Here is a 15377-nt window from a genome sequence, read left to right on the forward strand (position 1 = left end):
CCGGGGTGTCCGAGCCGCTGGGACACCGCGACATTCCGGAAACCGAGTCGATCTTGAGCACGAGCGCGGGCCGTGCGGGCCGCGCGGCGCGCGCGGCCCGCGCCCGGCCGGGTGTGGCGCGACTGGCGGCGGTCTACCCGCTGACCGGCCGGGAGGAATCGGAGAGGCCCTGCATCCGGCGGACGTCCTCGGCGGGGTTGATGGTCCGCACGGGATCGGGCACCGGCCCGCGCCGTCGCCACTCGCGCGGGTAGCCCAGCGAGACCTCCTCGAACCGCACCTCGTCGTAGAACGTCGTGCGGGGGATGTGCAGGTGCCCGTAGACCATCGTGGCCGCGCCGAAGCGCAGGTGCCAGTCGCGGGTGCGGACGGTGCCGCACCACTGGGCGAACTCCGGGTACCACAGGATGTCGGTCGGCTCGCGCACCAGCGGGTAGTGGTTGACCAGCACGGTCGGCAGGGCCGGGTCGCGTGCGGCCAACCGGCGTTCGGTCTCGGTGATCCGGGCGTCGCACCACGCCTCCCGGCTCGGGTAGGGGTCGGGGTGCAGCAGCGCCTCGTCCGTGCACACCACCCCGGCCGCGTGCGCCAGATCCAGTGACTCCTGCTTGGTGCGCGCCGCCGGCACCCGGAACGTGTAGTCGTAGAGCACGAAGAGGGGGGCGATCGTGGCCGGGCCGCCGACGCCGTCCCAGACCGGGTACGGATCCTCCGGGGTGACGACGCCCAGCCCACGGCACAGTCGGACCAGCTCCTGGTAGCGCGCCTCGCCGCGCAGTTGCACCGGGTCATTCGGTGGGGTCCACAACTCGTGGTTGCCCGGCGCCCAGACGACAGTGGCGAAACGGGTGCTCAGCAGCTCAAGTGCCCACTGGACGTCGGCGTACCGCTCGGCAACGTCACCGGCGACGAGCAGCCAGTCACCGTCGTGCTCCGGGCGCAGCTCCTGCACGAACGAGCGGTTCTCCGGGTAGGCGATGTGCAGGTCGCTGACGGCCCGCAGCCGGGGAGAAGGACTCACGCCTCGAGGCTAGGCGCTCGTGCCCCGATCGGCACACCCCTGTCCGGCGTGCTGGGCGATTCCCACCGCCGGCATATCCGCCGACTCGGCGGGAAAGCCGCGACGTCCGACAGCCCGAGACCGGAGCAGGAGACAAACATGCCTTTCATCACCGTGGGTACGGAAAACTCCGCGCCCATCGACCTGTACTACGAGGATCACGGTTCCGGTAAGCCGGTCGTGCTGATCGCGGGTTTCCCGTTCAACGGGGCGACCTTCGAGAAGGCGACAAACGCGCTCCTCAACGCCGGATACCGGACGATCACCTACGATCGACGCGGTTACGGCAACTCGGCGCAACCAGCCTTCGGGTACGACTACAACACGTTCGCGGCTGACCTCGACGTGCTGATGACCGAGTTGGACCTGAATGAGGCGACCCTGGTCGGTCACTCGATGGGCACCGGCGAGGTGGTCCGCTACCTGGCCAACTACGGCTCCCGCCGAGTGAGTCGCGGTGTGTTGCTCAGCCCGCTGCAGCCCATGCTGGCCAAGGCGAAGGACAACCCGGAGGGTGTCGACACGAGCCTCTTCAAGGGCTTCCAGGACGCCATCATCAAGGACCGCTACGCGTACCTGACGTCGTTCTGCGACGCGTTCTTCAACCCGGATCAGAACATGGGCAAGCGGGTCAGCGAGGATGCGTATCGGGGGCACTGGCAGATCGGCGCGATGGCCTCGGCCAAGGCCACCCACGACAGTGTGGACGCCTGGCAGGAGGACTTCCGCCAGGACCTGCCGAAGATCGACGTGCCAATCTTGATCATGCAGGGTGACCAGGACCGGGTGCTGCCCTATCCGGTGACCGGTCAGCGGCTGGGGCCGATGATGCCCACCGCCAACCTCGTCACTCTCAAGGGCGCGCCGCACGGCATTCCGTGGACCCACGCCGACGAGGTCAACAAGGCGATCATGGACTTCATGAAGCAGCCGGCCAAGGCCCGCGCCTGACCCGTACCGGTAGCCGATCGGACGCCGGCGTCGTGAGACGCCGCGACACCCGGCCCAGGGTTCGCACCGGGGTCGGGTGTCGCCGTCGGTCAGGGCCGGTGCGCCACCACCGCGCCGTTGGCGCCGGGGGCGTCGAACGGCACCGTACGCACGTCGACGAAACCGGCGTCGGTGAGCCAGGCACGGTATTCCGCGCCCGAGTAGTTGCGCCCGCCCTCGGTCTCGACAAGCATGTTCATGCCCATCAACGCCGCCTCCGGAGGCCCGGTGCGCTCGTCGTTGAGCAGCAGCTCACAGACGACGATCGCCCCACCGGGCGGCAGCGCCGCGTGGCAACGGGCCAGCAGCGCCCGGTTGGTGGGCTCGTCCCAGTCGTGCAGGATCATGCTGAGCAGGATGACGTCGTGCCCGCCCGGGAGCGCCGGGTCGACGAGGAAGTCCCCGGCGACCGCCTCGATCCGCCCGGTCAGACCGGCCTCCGCGACCCGCTCCCGCGCCCGTTCGCACACGTGCGGCAGGTCCAGCACGGTGGCCCGCAGGTCGGGCAGGCGGCGGCAGAACTCGATCGGGAACGCGCCCGCCCCGCCGCCCACGTCGAGCAGGCGGCGATGCGCGGAGAAGTCGTACGCGTCGGCCAACGCGCTGGCGGTGAAGCTGGACGTGGAGAACATCGCGTCCCAGAACTGGGCCAGCATCGCCGGGTCGGCGGTGTCGAACATCGACTGTTGGGCCTCCGGGTCCCAGGTCAACGGCCGATCCGTGCGCAGGGCCTCGCCGATGCGGTGCCAGGGCAGGTAGGTGCGCAGGTCCGAGTAGCGCACCTGCGCGCCGAAGTAGTAGGGGCGGCCCTCGACCAGGAACTGCTCGGCCAACTCCGTGTTGCGGTAGCCGTCGCCGGCCTTTTCCAGCAGGCCGAGCGAGGCGCTGGCGGCCAGCAACAGGTCCGCGGGCCGGTCGGGCAGCCCGAATTCGGCGGCGACCTCGTCGACGGTCATCGTCCGCCCGCTGGCCAGCCGGGTGAACAGGCCGAGCTCGACGCCGACGGCGAGGGTCTTGAACCCCCAGACACCGGCCACCAGCCGCATGAGGGGAGTCGGAGTGTTCATCGCGACATGAGATCACAGATCGACCCCCTCCACTATGGGTGCCGGCGGCCGGGTCAGAAGGTGCTGATGTCGAACCGCGTCGCCGTGGCGCTCACCGGGCCACGACCGACCTCCCTGCCGTCGATGTCGAGCGCCCGGTAGGTGCCCTCGCTCGTCAGCCTGTCGCCGGTCACCTGGGCATTGTGCAGCGCCCGAAGCTCGCCGTTGTAGCGCAGCGGCTGCCCCTTCAGGTCGTGCGGCAGCACCTGCCACAACAGGAAGGTGACAGTCCGCCGTCCGGTCGCCTCCCACCGCCCGGTGGCGATGTGGATGCCCTGCGCGAACGACAGGAAGAAGCCTCCGGGCAGAAAGGTGAACAGGGCGACCTCCTCCTCGTGCGGCAGGGTGACCACACCGCGCCAGGTGCCCAGCACCGGGCTGCTCGACCCCCCGTGGCCGGGCGGTGCCGCCTCGGCCACCCCTCCCGCGCTCATCGCGGCACCGAGAGCCAACGCGCCGACTCCGGCGCCCGCACCGGCGGCACGTCGCAGAAACCGCCTCCGGTCAACGTCATCTGTCATGGGAAACACCTCGCGGATCGCTCGAACGGCCAGGACCGAGAACGACCGTATGGCGGTGGCCCTGCCTCCCACATCGATCGATGGGATGCGAGTCCTCCGTGGCCTGTCCGTCCTTCGGCTGAGCCGGCCGGCCGAAGGACTGACGTTCGCGCCGAGTCCACCGTCGTGGTCGGAGCCCTCGGCCCGGCCAGGGGGGCCCGGACACCGGCGCTATGCCCGGATGAGCGTCACCAGCCCGGCCGCGACAAGCACGCCGGCCCAGAGCTGATCCACGTTGAACCACGCCCGACGCAGCACCCCGACCCCGAGCACCTGGTAGACGAGCATCGCCACGACCAGGGCCGTGCCGAGCATCGCTACGGTGTGCACCCCGGCCGCCGTGAGCCCGGACAGCGCACCGATCGGCGCGGCGACCAGGTGCCCGGAATGACCCCCGGACACCGGCGTGGCCACCAGCAGCGGCAGCAGCATCAGCCCCGCGCCGTGCGCCGACGACATGAGGAACGACCAGCCGGCGAGCTGCGCCGAGGACAACCGCATCCCCGCCCAGCGGAAGTGCCGTTCGGAGAGCAGCCGCCAGAGCCCGAACGCGACGAGCAGCACACCGCCGACCACCGCCACGGCGGTGCTCGCCGTCACCGACCGGGTCGCGCTGACCAGCGCCGCGACGACACCCACCGAGGCGAGGTGCCCCGCCGCGATCGGCGGCAGCGACCGCAGCAGCGCCGCCCGGCTGCGCTCCTGCAAACCCCGGGCCACCGCGAACAGCCACCCCATCGCCGGGTTCAGACCGTGGAACGCGCCGAGCGCGGCGAGCGTCACCCAGGTGGTGACGGTCACGGGAAGCAGTACGAGTCGGAGGACGCGTCCCCGCCCTGCAACCGGGTCTGGTGCACCCGCAGCCCGCGGAACTCCTCCCCGTGCGGGAAGAACCGCTCGTCCGGGGTCAGCCCGCCGGCCTCGGTGTCGACGTCGAGCTTCGCCAGCCAGGCCCCCACCCCGTCGGGGTAGAACTGGTCGTCCCAGGTGCCGTAGAGGGAGTTGCTGACGTAGACCCGCCGGCCGTCGCGGCTGACCTCGACCATCTGCGGCCCGCCCGCGAGGGCCTCGTCCGGCGCGGACGGGTGCGCGGTGCGGCGGACGATCCCGCCGAGGCGTACCGAGCCGGTCTGCACGGGGTGCAGCGGGTCGCTGACGTCGTACTGGCGGAGCTGCCCGGTGCCCCAGCACGAGACGTAGAGGAACCTGTCGTCGACGGACAGGTCGATGTCGGTCACCAGCGGCGGCACCGCGCCGAACGGCTTGAGCAGGTCGGGCAGATCGGCCGGGTCGGCCGGCTCCGCCGGGATGTCGATCACCTTGGTGACCGCCCAGGCGCCGCCGTCGCGGTGCCACAGCCACACCGAGGCGGACAGGTCCTCGACGCTGATCACCACCCCGACGAACCCGTACGACTTCGTCGGGTCGTGCGCCGGGCGCAGCTCCAGCGGCATCTGGTACTGATCGCCCAGGTCGACGCGCTGCACGTGTCGACGCTTCGCGAGGTCCCAGAAGTGGATCGCGTGGCCGTAGCGTCGGCCCAGCAACAACTCGCCGACGATCCCGTCCTCGATCATCGACGGGGTGCCCCACTCGCTCGTGACAAGCACGTCCTGGGTGAGGTGCCACCACACGTCGTACGCCAGGAACTGCGGACCCCGGTCGGACTCCCACGCCCCGCGTACGTCGAACGTGGTGTGGTCGAGGATGGCGATGCCGCCCGGCCCCTCCGCGCCGTCCGCGCCGCCGAGGGCGGAGAGGTAGATGCCGTCCGGGCCACAGTGCACGGTGTGCGGGCGCGAGTAGCCGGCCTTCTTCGCCAACTCCTCCGGGCCGATGACCTTGACCACCTGGGGCTGGCGCGGATCGGGCTGCGTGTCGAGCACGTGGATGCGCGACGACCGCAGACCGGGCACGATCAGGTAGCGCCGCTCGACGTGCGGGTGCGGGGCGGTCGGGCAGAGCGCGCTGCTGCACGCGTTCCACCCGAAGTGGTGCAGCTCGTCGCCGAGGTGCGGCAGGTCCGTCCAGCCGACCACGGTGCCGTAGGTGGGGGAGTCGGGGTCGGTGTCCAGCACCACGATGGCGTCCGGACGTGTGGCCGTGCGGTCGAAGGCCGCCACGTAGGCGAGCTTCTCCGCCGGCGCGGCCACCGCCTCCCGCGGGGAGGGATAGAAGGTGGGATCGGGGGTCCAGCGGGTCATCGGGTCTCCGCTCGTCAGGTGGTGGGTACGCCGAGTCGGTCGAGCAGGTGCCGGCGCAGCGCGCCGAAGGCCGGGTCGTCCGGCGTACGGGTGGGCGCCAGGTCGACGGGCAGGTCTGCGGCGATGCGGCAGTCGTCGAGGAGCAGGATCCGGTCGGCGAGCAACAGCGCCTCCTCCACGTCGTGGGTGACAAGCAGGGCGGCGAAGCCGTGCTCGGCGCGCAGCCGGCGCAGCAGGACCTGCATCCGCAGGCGGGTCAGCGCGTCCAGGGCCCCGAACGGCTCGTCGAGCAGCAACAGGTCCGGTTCGCGGACAAGTGCCCGTGCCACGGCCACCCGTTGCGCCTGCCCACCGGACAGCTCGCCCGGCCAGGCGCGGTCCCGGTCGGCGAGCCCGACCTCGGCCAGCGCGCGGTGGATCCGGCCGGCGGTGTCCGCGCCGGACAGCCCGAGCCCGACGTTTGGCGCCACCCGCTTCCAGGGCAGCAACCGGTGCTCCTGGAAGACCACGGCGGCGGTGCCGTGCACGACGATGTCGCCGCTGGCCTCGCCGTCCAGCCCGGCGAGGATCCGCAGGAGGGTGCTCTTGCCGGAGCCGCTGCCGCCCAGCAGCGCCACCACCTCGCCCCGGGCGATGGTCAGGTCGACTCCGGCCAACACGACAGTCGGCCCGAACGCCCGGTGCACCGCGTGCGCGGTCAACACCGGCGTCGTACCGGTCAGGTGGCCCGCAATCCGCGACGCCATGTCAACATCCTCCTCTCCAGCACCCGCAACGCAAGGTCGGATATCAGCCCGAGCAGGGCGTAGACGAGCAGGCCGAGCACCACCACGTCGGTCTGGCTGAACTCCCGCGCCTCCATCATCAGAAAGCCGATGCCGGTCTGGGCGTTTACCTGTTCGCCGACGACCAGGCTGAGCCAGGCCGCGCCGATCGCCAGGCGCAGGCCGAGGAAGAGCGACGGCAGCGCGCCGGGCAGCACCACGTGCCGCAGTCGGGCGGCCTGGCCCAGCCCACAGGTACGGGCGGCCTCCACCAGCCGCTCGTCGATGTCCCGGATGCCGGCGTAGGTGTTGAAGTAGATGGGGAAGAACGCGCCCAGAGCCACCAGGCTGATCTTGAGTGACTCGCCGATCCCCACCCAGATGATCAGCAACGGGACCAGGCCCAGGTGCGGCAGCATCCGGGCCATCTGCACCGGCGGGTCGACCAGGTCGTCGCCGAGCCGCAGCAGCCCCGCCACCGTGCCCAGGACCAGCGCCAGGACGCCGCCGATCAGCAGCCCCGCCCCGGCGCGGGTGAGGGAGTCCAGCAGGTGCACGAGGAGCGTCCCGTCCCGGGTCAGCCGCCAGCCGGTGGCCAGGACGTCGCTGGGCGCGGGCAACTTCTCCGGTGCCAGCAACCCGGTCCGGGCGGCCAACTCCCAGCCCAGCACCAGCGCCACCGGGCTGATCAGCCGCCGGTAGCGCCGGGCCGGCCGGGGACGCCGAGGCGCGGCGGGCGCGGCGGTCACGACCTCGTCGGGTGCCTCGGCGAGCGTGGTGCGGCTCACTGGAAGACCGCGCTGAACCGGTCGTCGACCCGGGACCGCAGGTCGACCGGCCCGGGAATGAGCTCCAGGGCGATGAAGCTGTCGGTGATCGCCTGGAGTTCGTCGCCGATGGCCGGGCTGACCGGGGCCAGCGGCCGGGCGCTGCGGGCCAGGGCGCGGCTGGTGACGTCCTGCGGGATCTTCAGCTCCGGCGCGAGGGTGCTGGCCCGCTCCTCGGGATGGGCGATGCCCCAGTCGGTCACCTCCCGGTAGTGCTGGAGGAACGCCTTGACGTCGTCCGATCGCTTCGTGACGGCGTCCGGCGCTGCCAGGACGTACTCCCGGTTGCTGGCCAGACCCGTCGCGTCCGCGAGGACCTGGACCCCCGGTTGCTCGGCCAGCGCGAAGTACGGGTCCCAGATCACCCAGGCGTCGACCTGGCCGCCGTCGAAGGCGGGCCGCCCCTCGGCGGGCTTGAGGTACTTGACCTGGATGTCCTTCAGGGTCATGTTGTTCGCCTTGAGTAGCTGGACCAGCAGCCAGTGCACGTTGGACCCCTTGTTCAGCGCCACCGTCTTGCCCTTGAGGTCGGCGAAGCTGCGGTAACCCCGGTCGGCCTTGACGAGCACCGCCTCGCCCTGCGGAATCGGCGCCGAGGTTCCGATGACGGAGAACGGGATCTTCCCGGCCGCGGCGAAGACGGGTGGGGCCTCGCCGACCTGTCCGATGTCGATCGAGCCAGCCTTGAGGGCCTCGGTGAGCGCCGGGCCGCTCTCGAACAGCGACCACTCCACGTCCGGCGCGGCGCCGCGTGCCTTGACCAGGCTGAGGCCGCCGAAGCGCTGGTACCCGATCCGGAGCTTGCCCCCGCCCTCCCCGGCGTCGGCGGAGCCGCCACAGGCGCTCAGGACGGCCGTGGCGAGCAGGGCCACGGTCGTCAGCGCGGCGGTGGCCAGGCGACCGTGGTGCGGGGGACGGCGGACCGAGGGGGTGCGCATGGCGGCTCCTTGGGATGGTCAGGTGTGCCGGGCCGCGTCGACCGGCATGAGTGCGTGGGCGGTAGCCTACTAACCCGATAGGTTTTATGGGTAGGCTGTCGGCGCGATCGTCCCACCCCTCAGGAGGTGCCCGCCGCACCGCGTGCGCCGCCCGTCCCCGCTGGAGGAAAGAGCCGCGATGACCCTCACCTTCCACTGGTTTCTGCCCACCAACGGCGACAGCCGGGACATCGTCGGCGGCGGACACGGCGTACCGACAGGCGCCGCCGGAGGAGCCCGCCCGGCCAGCGTGGCGTACCTGGGACAGATCGCCCGCACCGCCGAGCAACTCGGCTTCGTCGGCGCGCTCACCCCGACGGGCGCCTGGTGCGAGGACGCCTGGCTGAGCACGGCGATGCTGACCGAGGTGACCGAGCGCCTCAAGTTCCTGGTCGCCTTCCGGCCCGGGCTGACCTCACCCACCCTGGCCGCCCAGATGGCCTCGACCTTCCAACGACTGTCCCGGGGCCGGCTGCTGCTCAACGTGGTCACCGGTGGCGAGTCGCAGGAACAGCGGGCCCACGGTGACTTCCTGGACAAGGACGCCCGCTACGCGCGGGCGGACGAGTTCCTGCACGTGGCGCACGCGCTCTGGCGCGGCGAGACGGTCGAGCACGCCGGCACCCACGTACGCGTCGAGCAGGCGCGGCTGCACCGGCTACCCGACCCGGTCCCGCCCGTCTACTTCGGTGGGTCGTCCGCCGCCGCCCTGCCGGTGGCGGTACGGCACAGCGACGTCTACCTGACCTGGGGTGAACCCCCGGCGCTTGTCGCCGCCAAACTCGCACGGGTCCGGGCGCTGGCCGCCGACGCCGGGCGCGAGCTGCGCTTCGGCATCCGGTTGCACGTCATCGCCCGGGACACCGCCGAGCAGGCCTGGGCGCAGGCCCACCGGCTGCTCGACGGGATCGCCGAGGCCGACATCCGGGCCGTGCAGGACGGGCTGCGCCGCAGCGAGTCCGAGGGGCAGCGCCGGATGCTCGACCTGCACGGTGGCTCGCGCGACGGCCTGGAGGTCGCGCCCAACCTGTGGGCCGGGGTCGGGCTGGTCCGCGGCGGGGCCGGCACCGCGCTCGTGGGCAGCCACACCGAGGTCGCCGACCGGATCGCCGAATACCACGCGCTCGGCATCGACGAGTTCATCCTCTCCGGCTATCCGCACCTGGAGGAGGCGTACTGGTTCGGCGAGGGCGTGCTGCCGATCCTGCGCGACCGCGGACTGTGGCGGCACCCCGACGGCCAACCAGGGCCGGCCGACCACGTCGACATCCCCTTCACCCGGACGCCGGCGCCGCAACCCGCAGTGGCCCGCTGACCGCCCGACCCGCGCCACAGCCGCGGCGGGCTGCCGCTCCTCCACGATCTTGCGTTTTCTGTCGCGACATATGAGGGCGTTCTGCTCATACCGGCGACCGAAACTGCAAGATCGGCGCTGACCGCCAGGTCCACCGCGTAGACCCGGCTCGCCGGTCTCTCTGATCTCCACCGCGTACAGGCCGAAGCCGTGCTCGTCCCAGTGCCGCCGATAGGTGGCTAGACGTTCCGCGGTCGCGGCCCGGTCCAGGGTGTGCCCGTGATGGATGTAGCGCATCACCTCGGGCTGCGCGTTGACGTCGGCGAACCCGTCCAGATCATCGCTAGGGTCGGCTGGTGAACCGCTGGCCGACCCGCCGTGCGGCGAGGCTCACCACCGTGCTGCCGACCGCCATCCCGACCAGCACCAAGATCCCCCCGACCGCCCACAACCCACTGTCGTCGGTCCCCGCTGCCCGCCACGACCAGACCGCCGTGAACGCCACACTCATCACCGGCACCACCAGCCACGGGCTGAGCCGCGTCCCGGCGAGCGCGGCCAGCACCACGAGCGACAACACGCAGCCGACCACCTGCCACGGCTCGTACGGGCCGCTGCTCGCGCCGGTCTGGGCGTCGACCGTGTACCGGGTGTCCCAGCCCAGCCAGAGGATCCACACCCCGACCGTTGCCGCCGCCAGAAACAGAACGCCGAGCAGTGCGCGCGTACCCCTCGTCGCCGTCATCCGGCGATCATGCCCTGCCGACCGCCCTCCCGGTAGTCGAAGGCGTCCGACGCGATCCCCGACGGACTGTTGCCTCGGTCGGTGGCGATCCTCTACGGTCTGCTCAGCGGTGGGCGGTGCGGTCCGCATCCGACCGGACACCGCCGGTTGCCCGTCGTTCGGGCCGGGATGGTGGAGTCCCGGGTCGACCCGTCGGCGGCGGCTCGGCGGTCGTGTGACTCCAGCTCGTACTCCCGGGTGTGTTGCTGCCCGGCGCGCGGCTCAGTGCGGAGCCGACGACGAGCGGGGCACGCTTACCCCACCGGGAGAGCCCCGTGTTTCTCAGCCCGCACGAGCAGGACCGCCTGCTCGTCCATGTCGCGGCCGATGTCGCCCGCCGCCGCCGTGAACGCGGCCTGCGCCTCAACTATCCCGAAGCGGTCGCGCTGATCACCGCGTTCCTGCTGGAGGGGGCCCGCGACGGCCAGTCGGTGGTCGATCTCATGTCGACGGGCCGGACCGTGCTCAGCCGCGACGACGTCCAGGACGGCATCCCCGAGCTGCTGAGGGAGGTGCAGGTGGAGGCAACGTTCCCGGACGGCACCAAGCTGGTGACGGTGCACCACCCGATCCCGTGATCCCGGGGGAGATCCTGCCGGCCGCCGGCCCGGTCGAGATCAACGTGGGCCGTCCGGTGACCACAGTGCTCGTGGTGAACACCGCCGACCGGCCGGTACAGGTGGGTTCGCACTACCACTTCGCCGAGTCCAACCCGGCGCTGGCGTTCGACCGGGACGCCGCCTGGGGGCAACGGCTCGCGGTGCCGGCGGGCACCTCGGTTCGGTTCGAGCCGGGCATCAGCCGCAGCGTCGACCTCGTCCCGTTCGGGGGAGCGCGCGTCGTGCCCGGACTGCGGGGCGAGTGCGCCGGTCCGCTGGACGCGCCGGACGCCGGCGGGTCGTCGCGGTGAGCGCCGTGCGGCGGGACCGCTACATCGACCTGTACGGGCCCACCACAGGTGACCGGATCCGGCTGGCCGACACCAATCTGCTGATCGAGGTGGAGACCGACCACTGCGTCGGCGGCGACGAGGCGGTCTTCGGCGGTGGGAAGGTCATCCGCGAGTCCATGGGGCAGTCCCGAGCGACCCGTGCCGAAGGGGCGCTGGACACCGTCATCACCGGCGCCGTGGTCCTCGACCACTGGGGTGTGGTCAAGGCCGACGTGGGGCTGCGCGACGGGCGGATCGTGGCACTCGGCCGGGCCGGCAACCCGGACACCATGCCCGGCGTCCACCCCGACCTGGTCATCGGCCCGGCCACCGAGGTGATCGCCGGCAACGGTCGGATCCTCACCGCCGGCGCGGTGGACACCCACGTGCACTTCATCTGCCCGCAGATCGTCACCGAGGCGTTGGCCAGCGGCATCACCACGATGGTCGGCGGCGGCACCGGACCGGCCGAGGGGACCCGGGCCACCACCGTCACCCCGAACGCCTGGCACCTGGCCCGGATGCACGAGGCCCTGGACACGCTGCCGGTGAACGTGCTGCTGCTCGGCAAGGGCAACACCGTCTCCACCGAGGCGCTCTGGGAGCAGTTGCGGGCCGGCGCGGGCGGGTTCAAGCTGCACGAGGACTGGGGCACCACACCGGCGGCGATCGACGCCTGCCTGCGGGTGGCGGACGCGTCCGGAGTCCAGGTGTCGATCCACACCGACACGCTCAACGAGGCCGGTTTCGTCGCCGACACCCTGCGGGCGATCGGCGGCCGGGCCATCCACTCGTACCACACCGAGGGCGCCGGGGGCGGGCACGCACCGGACATCATCACGGTGGCCAGTGAGCCGAACGTGTTGCCGTCGTCGACAAACCCGACCCGGCCGTACACCGCGAACACGCTCGCCGAGCACCTGGACATGTTGATGGTCTGCCATCACCTCAACCCGTCGGTGCCGGAGGATCTGGCCTTCGCCGAGAGCCGGATCCGGCCGTCCACGATGGCCGCCGAGGACCTGCTGCACGACCTGGGCGCGATCTCCATCATCGGCTCGGACGCGCAGGCGATGGGCCGGGTCGGTGAGGTGATCATGCGAACCTGGCAGAGCGCGCACGTCATGAAGGACCGGGTCGGCGCGCTGCCGGGCGACGGCGCCGCCGACAACCACCGGGCCCGACGGTACGTCGCGAAGTACACCATCTGCGCGGCCATGGCCAACGGGTTGGAGGACGAGGTCGGCTCGGTCGAGCCGGGCAAGCTCGCCGACCTGGTGCTCTGGGACCCGGCGTTCTTCGGCGTACGACCACACCTGGTCATCAAGGGCGGCATGATCGCGTACGCCCAGATGGGTGACGCCAACGCGTCGATCCCCACGCCGCAGCCGATGTTGCCGCGGCCGATGTTCGGGGCGTACGGCGCGGCGGCGGCCGCCACCAGCCTGGCCTTCGTGGCGCCGGCGGCCCTGGACGCGGGACTCCGTCTGGACGTCCGACGCCGGGTGGTGCCGGTGCGCGACGTGCGGTCGCGGGGCAAGGCCGACCTGCCGGAGAACAACGCGATGCCCCGCATCGAGGTGGACCCGGACACGTTCACGGTCCGCATCGACGGGGTGGTGGTGGAGCCCGACCCGGTGACCCGGCTGCCGATGGCCCAGCGGTACTTCCTGTTCTGATGGCGACATCGAGCCTGCTGTTGCTGTTGGCCGACGGGCGCTTCCCGGCCGGGGCGCACGCGCACTCCGGCGGTCTGGAAGCGGCCGTCGCCGCGGGCCGGGTCACCGACCTGGCCTCGTTGGAGGCGTTCCTGGTCGGACGGTTGGCCACCGCCGGCCTGGTCGGCGCGGCCTTCGCGGCGGCCGCGCACCGAGCGGTGGAGCCCGGGTCCGTCGCCCGGTCGGCCCTACTGGCCCAGCTCGACGTGGAGCTGGACGCGCGTACCGCGTCGCCGACCCTGCGGACGATCTCCCGCCGGCAGGGTCGAGCGCTGCTGCGCGCCGGCCGGGCCATCTGGCCGGACGCGCCGTTCGGTGACCTACCCGCGACGTCCTGCGGCGTGCACCAACCGCTGGTGCTGGGGCTGCTCTGTGCCGCGGCCGGGCTGTCCCGCGTCGAGACCGCCACGATCGCCGCGTACGGGACGCTGACCGGTGCGGCCAGCGCCGGCGTACGCCTGCTCGGCCTCGACCCGTACCAGGTCCAGGCCCTGCTTGTCGGTCTTGCCGACGCCTGCGACGGCACGGCCGCCGACGCGGCGCGGGCCGCCGACGACCCACCGGAGCGGCTGCCGGCCGCGGCCGCTCCACTCGCCGACATCCATGCCGAAAACCATGCCACCTGGGAGGTGCGTCTCTTTGCGTCCTGACACTGTTGTGCCGAGCGCTGGGCCCGCTGTCGAACCGATCACCCCGTCACCGAACGGCCAACCGCACGACGAGAGCGTCCCGCACACCCATCCGGAACCGGGGGTCGACCCGCATCCGCCGCTGGCGCGGGCGGACCGTGCCCTACGGGTCGGCATCGGTGGCCCGGTCGGGTCCGGCAAGACGGCACTGGTGGCCGCGCTCTGCCGTGCCTTCGCCGACGAGTTGCGGCTCGGCGTGGTGACGAACGACATCTACACGACCGAGGACGCCGACTTCCTCAGGCGGGCCGGAGTGCTGGACCCGGCGCGGATCCGCGCGGTGGAGACCGGTTGCTGCCCGCACACCGCGATCCGTGACGACATCGGCGCCAACCTGGACGCCGTGGACGAGTTGGCCGAGGCGGTCGGCCCGCTGGACCTGGTCCTGGTCGAGAGCGGTGGGGACAATCTGACCGCGACCTTCAGCCGGGGCCTGGTCGATCGGCAGATCTTCGTGGTCGACGTGGCGGGAGGGGACAAGGTGCCGCGCAAGGGCGGACCCGGCGTCACCGCCGCCGACCTCCTCGTAATCAACAAGACCGATCTGGCGCCGATGGTGGGGGCGGACCTCGCCGTGATGGACCGCGACGCGCGGGCCCGACGTGGCGACCTGCCGACCATCTTCCTGTCCATCGTGGGCGACCCGACGGCGAGCACGGTCGCCGACTGGATCCGGCACGAGTTGGCCCACCACGCCGCCGCGCACCCCCTCGCCGTGCCGGTCGGCCCGCTCTGATGCGGGCGTCCGCCCGGATTGTCGCTCGGGCCGACGGTCGGGGTGGGACGGTCCTGGTCGAATTGCACGGCGAGACGCCACTGCTGCTGCGCCAGACCCCGACCGACGGCGGTGTCGCCACCGTGCACCTCGTCGGCGGGGCGGCCGGGCCGATCGCCGGTGACGATCTGCGCCTGGACATCGAGGTGGGACCGGGCGCGGCCGTCCGGGTGCACACCGTCGCCGCGTCGATCGCCCTACCGGGCCGACCGGGCGCGGTGTCCCGGATGGCGGTGCGGGCGGTCGTGCGGGCCGGGGCCACGCTGCACTGGCTTCCCGAACAGTTGGTCGCGGCGGCCGGCTGCGCGCATCTCGCCGAATCCAGAATCGACCTGGCGGCCGGGGCGAGCCTGCGCTGGCGCGACGAGCTGATCTGCGGCCGGTACGGCGAGACGCCCGGCGGGGCCGTCGTGCACACCCAGGTCGACTACGCGGACCGGCCGCTGCTGCGGCAGTCCCTGGCCGTGGGCCCACAGGCACCGGGGTGGGCCGGGCCGGCGGTGCTCGACGGCGCGCCGGCCACCGGCTCGCTGCTGGTGGTCGACCCGTCGCGACCCGCCGAGCCGCCGCATGTCCGGCCCGACGCGTCCGTCGCCCGGCTGCCACTGGCCGGCGGCCCGGCAACGCTGTGGACCGCCACCGCCCCGGACGCCCACACCCTGCGGGCCCACCTCACGACCTAGTGCAGTCGGCAGCCG

At 72.2% G+C, this 15377-nt stretch carries 17 protein-coding genes and 1 pseudogene; 8 read left to right on the forward strand and 10 right to left on the reverse strand.

Features of this window, described 5'->3' with window-relative positions; translation table 11 throughout:
* Positions 1-133 precede the first annotated feature (133 nt).
* Complete coding sequence (locus ACLQ29_RS19680; RefSeq protein WP_425772964.1) at positions 134-1021, reverse strand: metallophosphoesterase family protein; 888 nt, start codon at positions 1019-1021, stop codon at positions 134-136.
* 138 nt (positions 1022-1159) lie between these two features.
* On the opposite strand from ACLQ29_RS19680, the gene ACLQ29_RS19685 reads away from it, so the two are divergent.
* A complete protein-coding gene (locus ACLQ29_RS19685) occupies positions 1160-2011 on the forward strand; it encodes an alpha/beta fold hydrolase (protein ID WP_425772965.1) in 852 nt (283 codons plus the stop codon).
* A gap of 89 nt (positions 2012-2100) precedes the next feature.
* On the opposite strand, the gene ACLQ29_RS19690 is transcribed toward ACLQ29_RS19685, so the two are convergent.
* From ACLQ29_RS19690 to ACLQ29_RS19720, 7 genes are all read right to left on the reverse strand, one after another.
* Complete coding sequence (locus ACLQ29_RS19690) at positions 2101-3117, reverse strand: methyltransferase (RefSeq protein ID WP_425772966.1); 1017 nt, start codon at positions 3115-3117, stop codon at positions 2101-2103.
* 53 nt (positions 3118-3170) lie between these two features.
* Positions 3171-3677 carry a hypothetical protein gene (locus tag ACLQ29_RS19695; protein ID WP_425772967.1) on the reverse strand — a complete coding sequence of 169 codons (507 nt, stop codon included), beginning with the start codon at positions 3675-3677 and terminating at the stop codon, positions 3171-3173.
* 210 nt (positions 3678-3887) lie between these two features.
* The gene (locus ACLQ29_RS19700; RefSeq protein ID WP_425772968.1) at positions 3888-4517 is read right to left on the reverse strand and encodes a hypothetical protein; all 630 of its coding nucleotides are present in this window, start codon (positions 4515-4517) and stop codon (positions 3888-3890) included.
* On the reverse strand, positions 4514-5920 hold the full coding sequence (locus ACLQ29_RS19705; protein WP_425772969.1) for a selenium-binding family protein: 1407 nt from the start codon (positions 5918-5920) through the stop codon (positions 4514-4516). The genes ACLQ29_RS19700 and ACLQ29_RS19705 overlap by 4 nt, the downstream gene beginning before the upstream one ends.
* Positions 5921-5934: 14 nt before the next feature.
* On the reverse strand, positions 5935-6666 hold the full coding sequence (locus tag ACLQ29_RS19710; RefSeq protein WP_425772970.1) for an ABC transporter ATP-binding protein: 732 nt from the start codon (positions 6664-6666) through the stop codon (positions 5935-5937).
* Complete coding sequence (locus ACLQ29_RS19715; protein ID WP_425772971.1) at positions 6639-7472, reverse strand: ABC transporter permease; 834 nt, start codon at positions 7470-7472, stop codon at positions 6639-6641. Before ACLQ29_RS19715 ends, ACLQ29_RS19710 begins: the two co-directional genes overlap by 28 nt.
* Positions 7469-8449, reverse strand: coding sequence for an aliphatic sulfonate ABC transporter substrate-binding protein (locus ACLQ29_RS19720; protein WP_425772972.1), 981 nt, complete (start codon positions 8447-8449; stop codon positions 7469-7471). Before ACLQ29_RS19720 ends, ACLQ29_RS19715 begins: the two co-directional genes overlap by 4 nt.
* Positions 8450-8627: 178 nt before the next feature.
* Here ACLQ29_RS19720 and ACLQ29_RS19725 point away from each other — a divergent pair, with 178 nt between their 5' ends.
* Complete coding sequence (locus ACLQ29_RS19725; protein WP_425772973.1) at positions 8628-9803, forward strand: LLM class flavin-dependent oxidoreductase; 1176 nt, start codon at positions 8628-8630, stop codon at positions 9801-9803.
* 156 nt (positions 9804-9959) lie between these two features.
* Here the strand turns inward: ACLQ29_RS19725 and ACLQ29_RS19730 are convergent.
* Positions 9960-10118, reverse strand: a pseudogene (locus tag ACLQ29_RS19730) (GNAT family N-acetyltransferase); the annotation flags it as partial.
* Positions 10119-10125: 7 nt separating this feature from the next.
* Entirely contained in the window at positions 10126-10527 is a 402-nt protein-coding gene (locus tag ACLQ29_RS19735; protein WP_425772974.1) for a hypothetical protein, read from the reverse strand.
* A 314-nt stretch (positions 10528-10841) separates the two neighbouring features.
* On the opposite strand from ACLQ29_RS19735, the gene ACLQ29_RS19740 reads away from it, so the two are divergent.
* From ACLQ29_RS19740 to ACLQ29_RS19765, 6 genes are read left to right on the forward strand one after another with little or no spacing between them, the layout of a single operon-like run.
* Positions 10842-11144: an urease subunit gamma gene (locus ACLQ29_RS19740; RefSeq protein WP_355029767.1), complete on the forward strand. Its 303-nt coding sequence runs from the start codon at positions 10842-10844 to the stop codon at positions 11142-11144.
* Positions 11141-11476: an urease subunit beta gene (locus tag ACLQ29_RS19745; RefSeq protein ID WP_425759225.1), complete on the forward strand. Its 336-nt coding sequence runs from the start codon at positions 11141-11143 to the stop codon at positions 11474-11476. Before ACLQ29_RS19740 ends, ACLQ29_RS19745 begins: the two co-directional genes overlap by 4 nt.
* Entirely contained in the window at positions 11473-13176 is a 1704-nt protein-coding gene (locus ACLQ29_RS19750; protein ID WP_425759224.1) for an urease subunit alpha, read from the forward strand. The genes ACLQ29_RS19745 and ACLQ29_RS19750 overlap by 4 nt, the downstream gene beginning before the upstream one ends.
* Entirely contained in the window at positions 13176-13865 is a 690-nt protein-coding gene (locus tag ACLQ29_RS19755; protein ID WP_425772975.1) for an urease accessory protein UreF, read from the forward strand. Before ACLQ29_RS19750 ends, ACLQ29_RS19755 begins: the two co-directional genes overlap by 1 nt.
* A complete protein-coding gene (gene ureG / locus ACLQ29_RS19760) occupies positions 13855-14640 on the forward strand; it encodes an urease accessory protein UreG (RefSeq protein ID WP_425772976.1) in 786 nt (261 codons plus the stop codon). Before ACLQ29_RS19755 ends, ureG begins: the two co-directional genes overlap by 11 nt.
* Complete coding sequence (locus tag ACLQ29_RS19765; RefSeq protein ID WP_425772977.1) at positions 14640-15362, forward strand: urease accessory protein UreD; 723 nt, start codon at positions 14640-14642, stop codon at positions 15360-15362. The genes ureG and ACLQ29_RS19765 overlap by 1 nt, the downstream gene beginning before the upstream one ends.
* Positions 15363-15377: the final 15 nt, after the last annotated feature.

It is taken from the genome of Micromonospora sp. DT228, from assembly GCF_049841595.1.
Lineage (GTDB): Bacteria > Actinomycetota > Actinomycetes > Mycobacteriales > Micromonosporaceae > Micromonospora.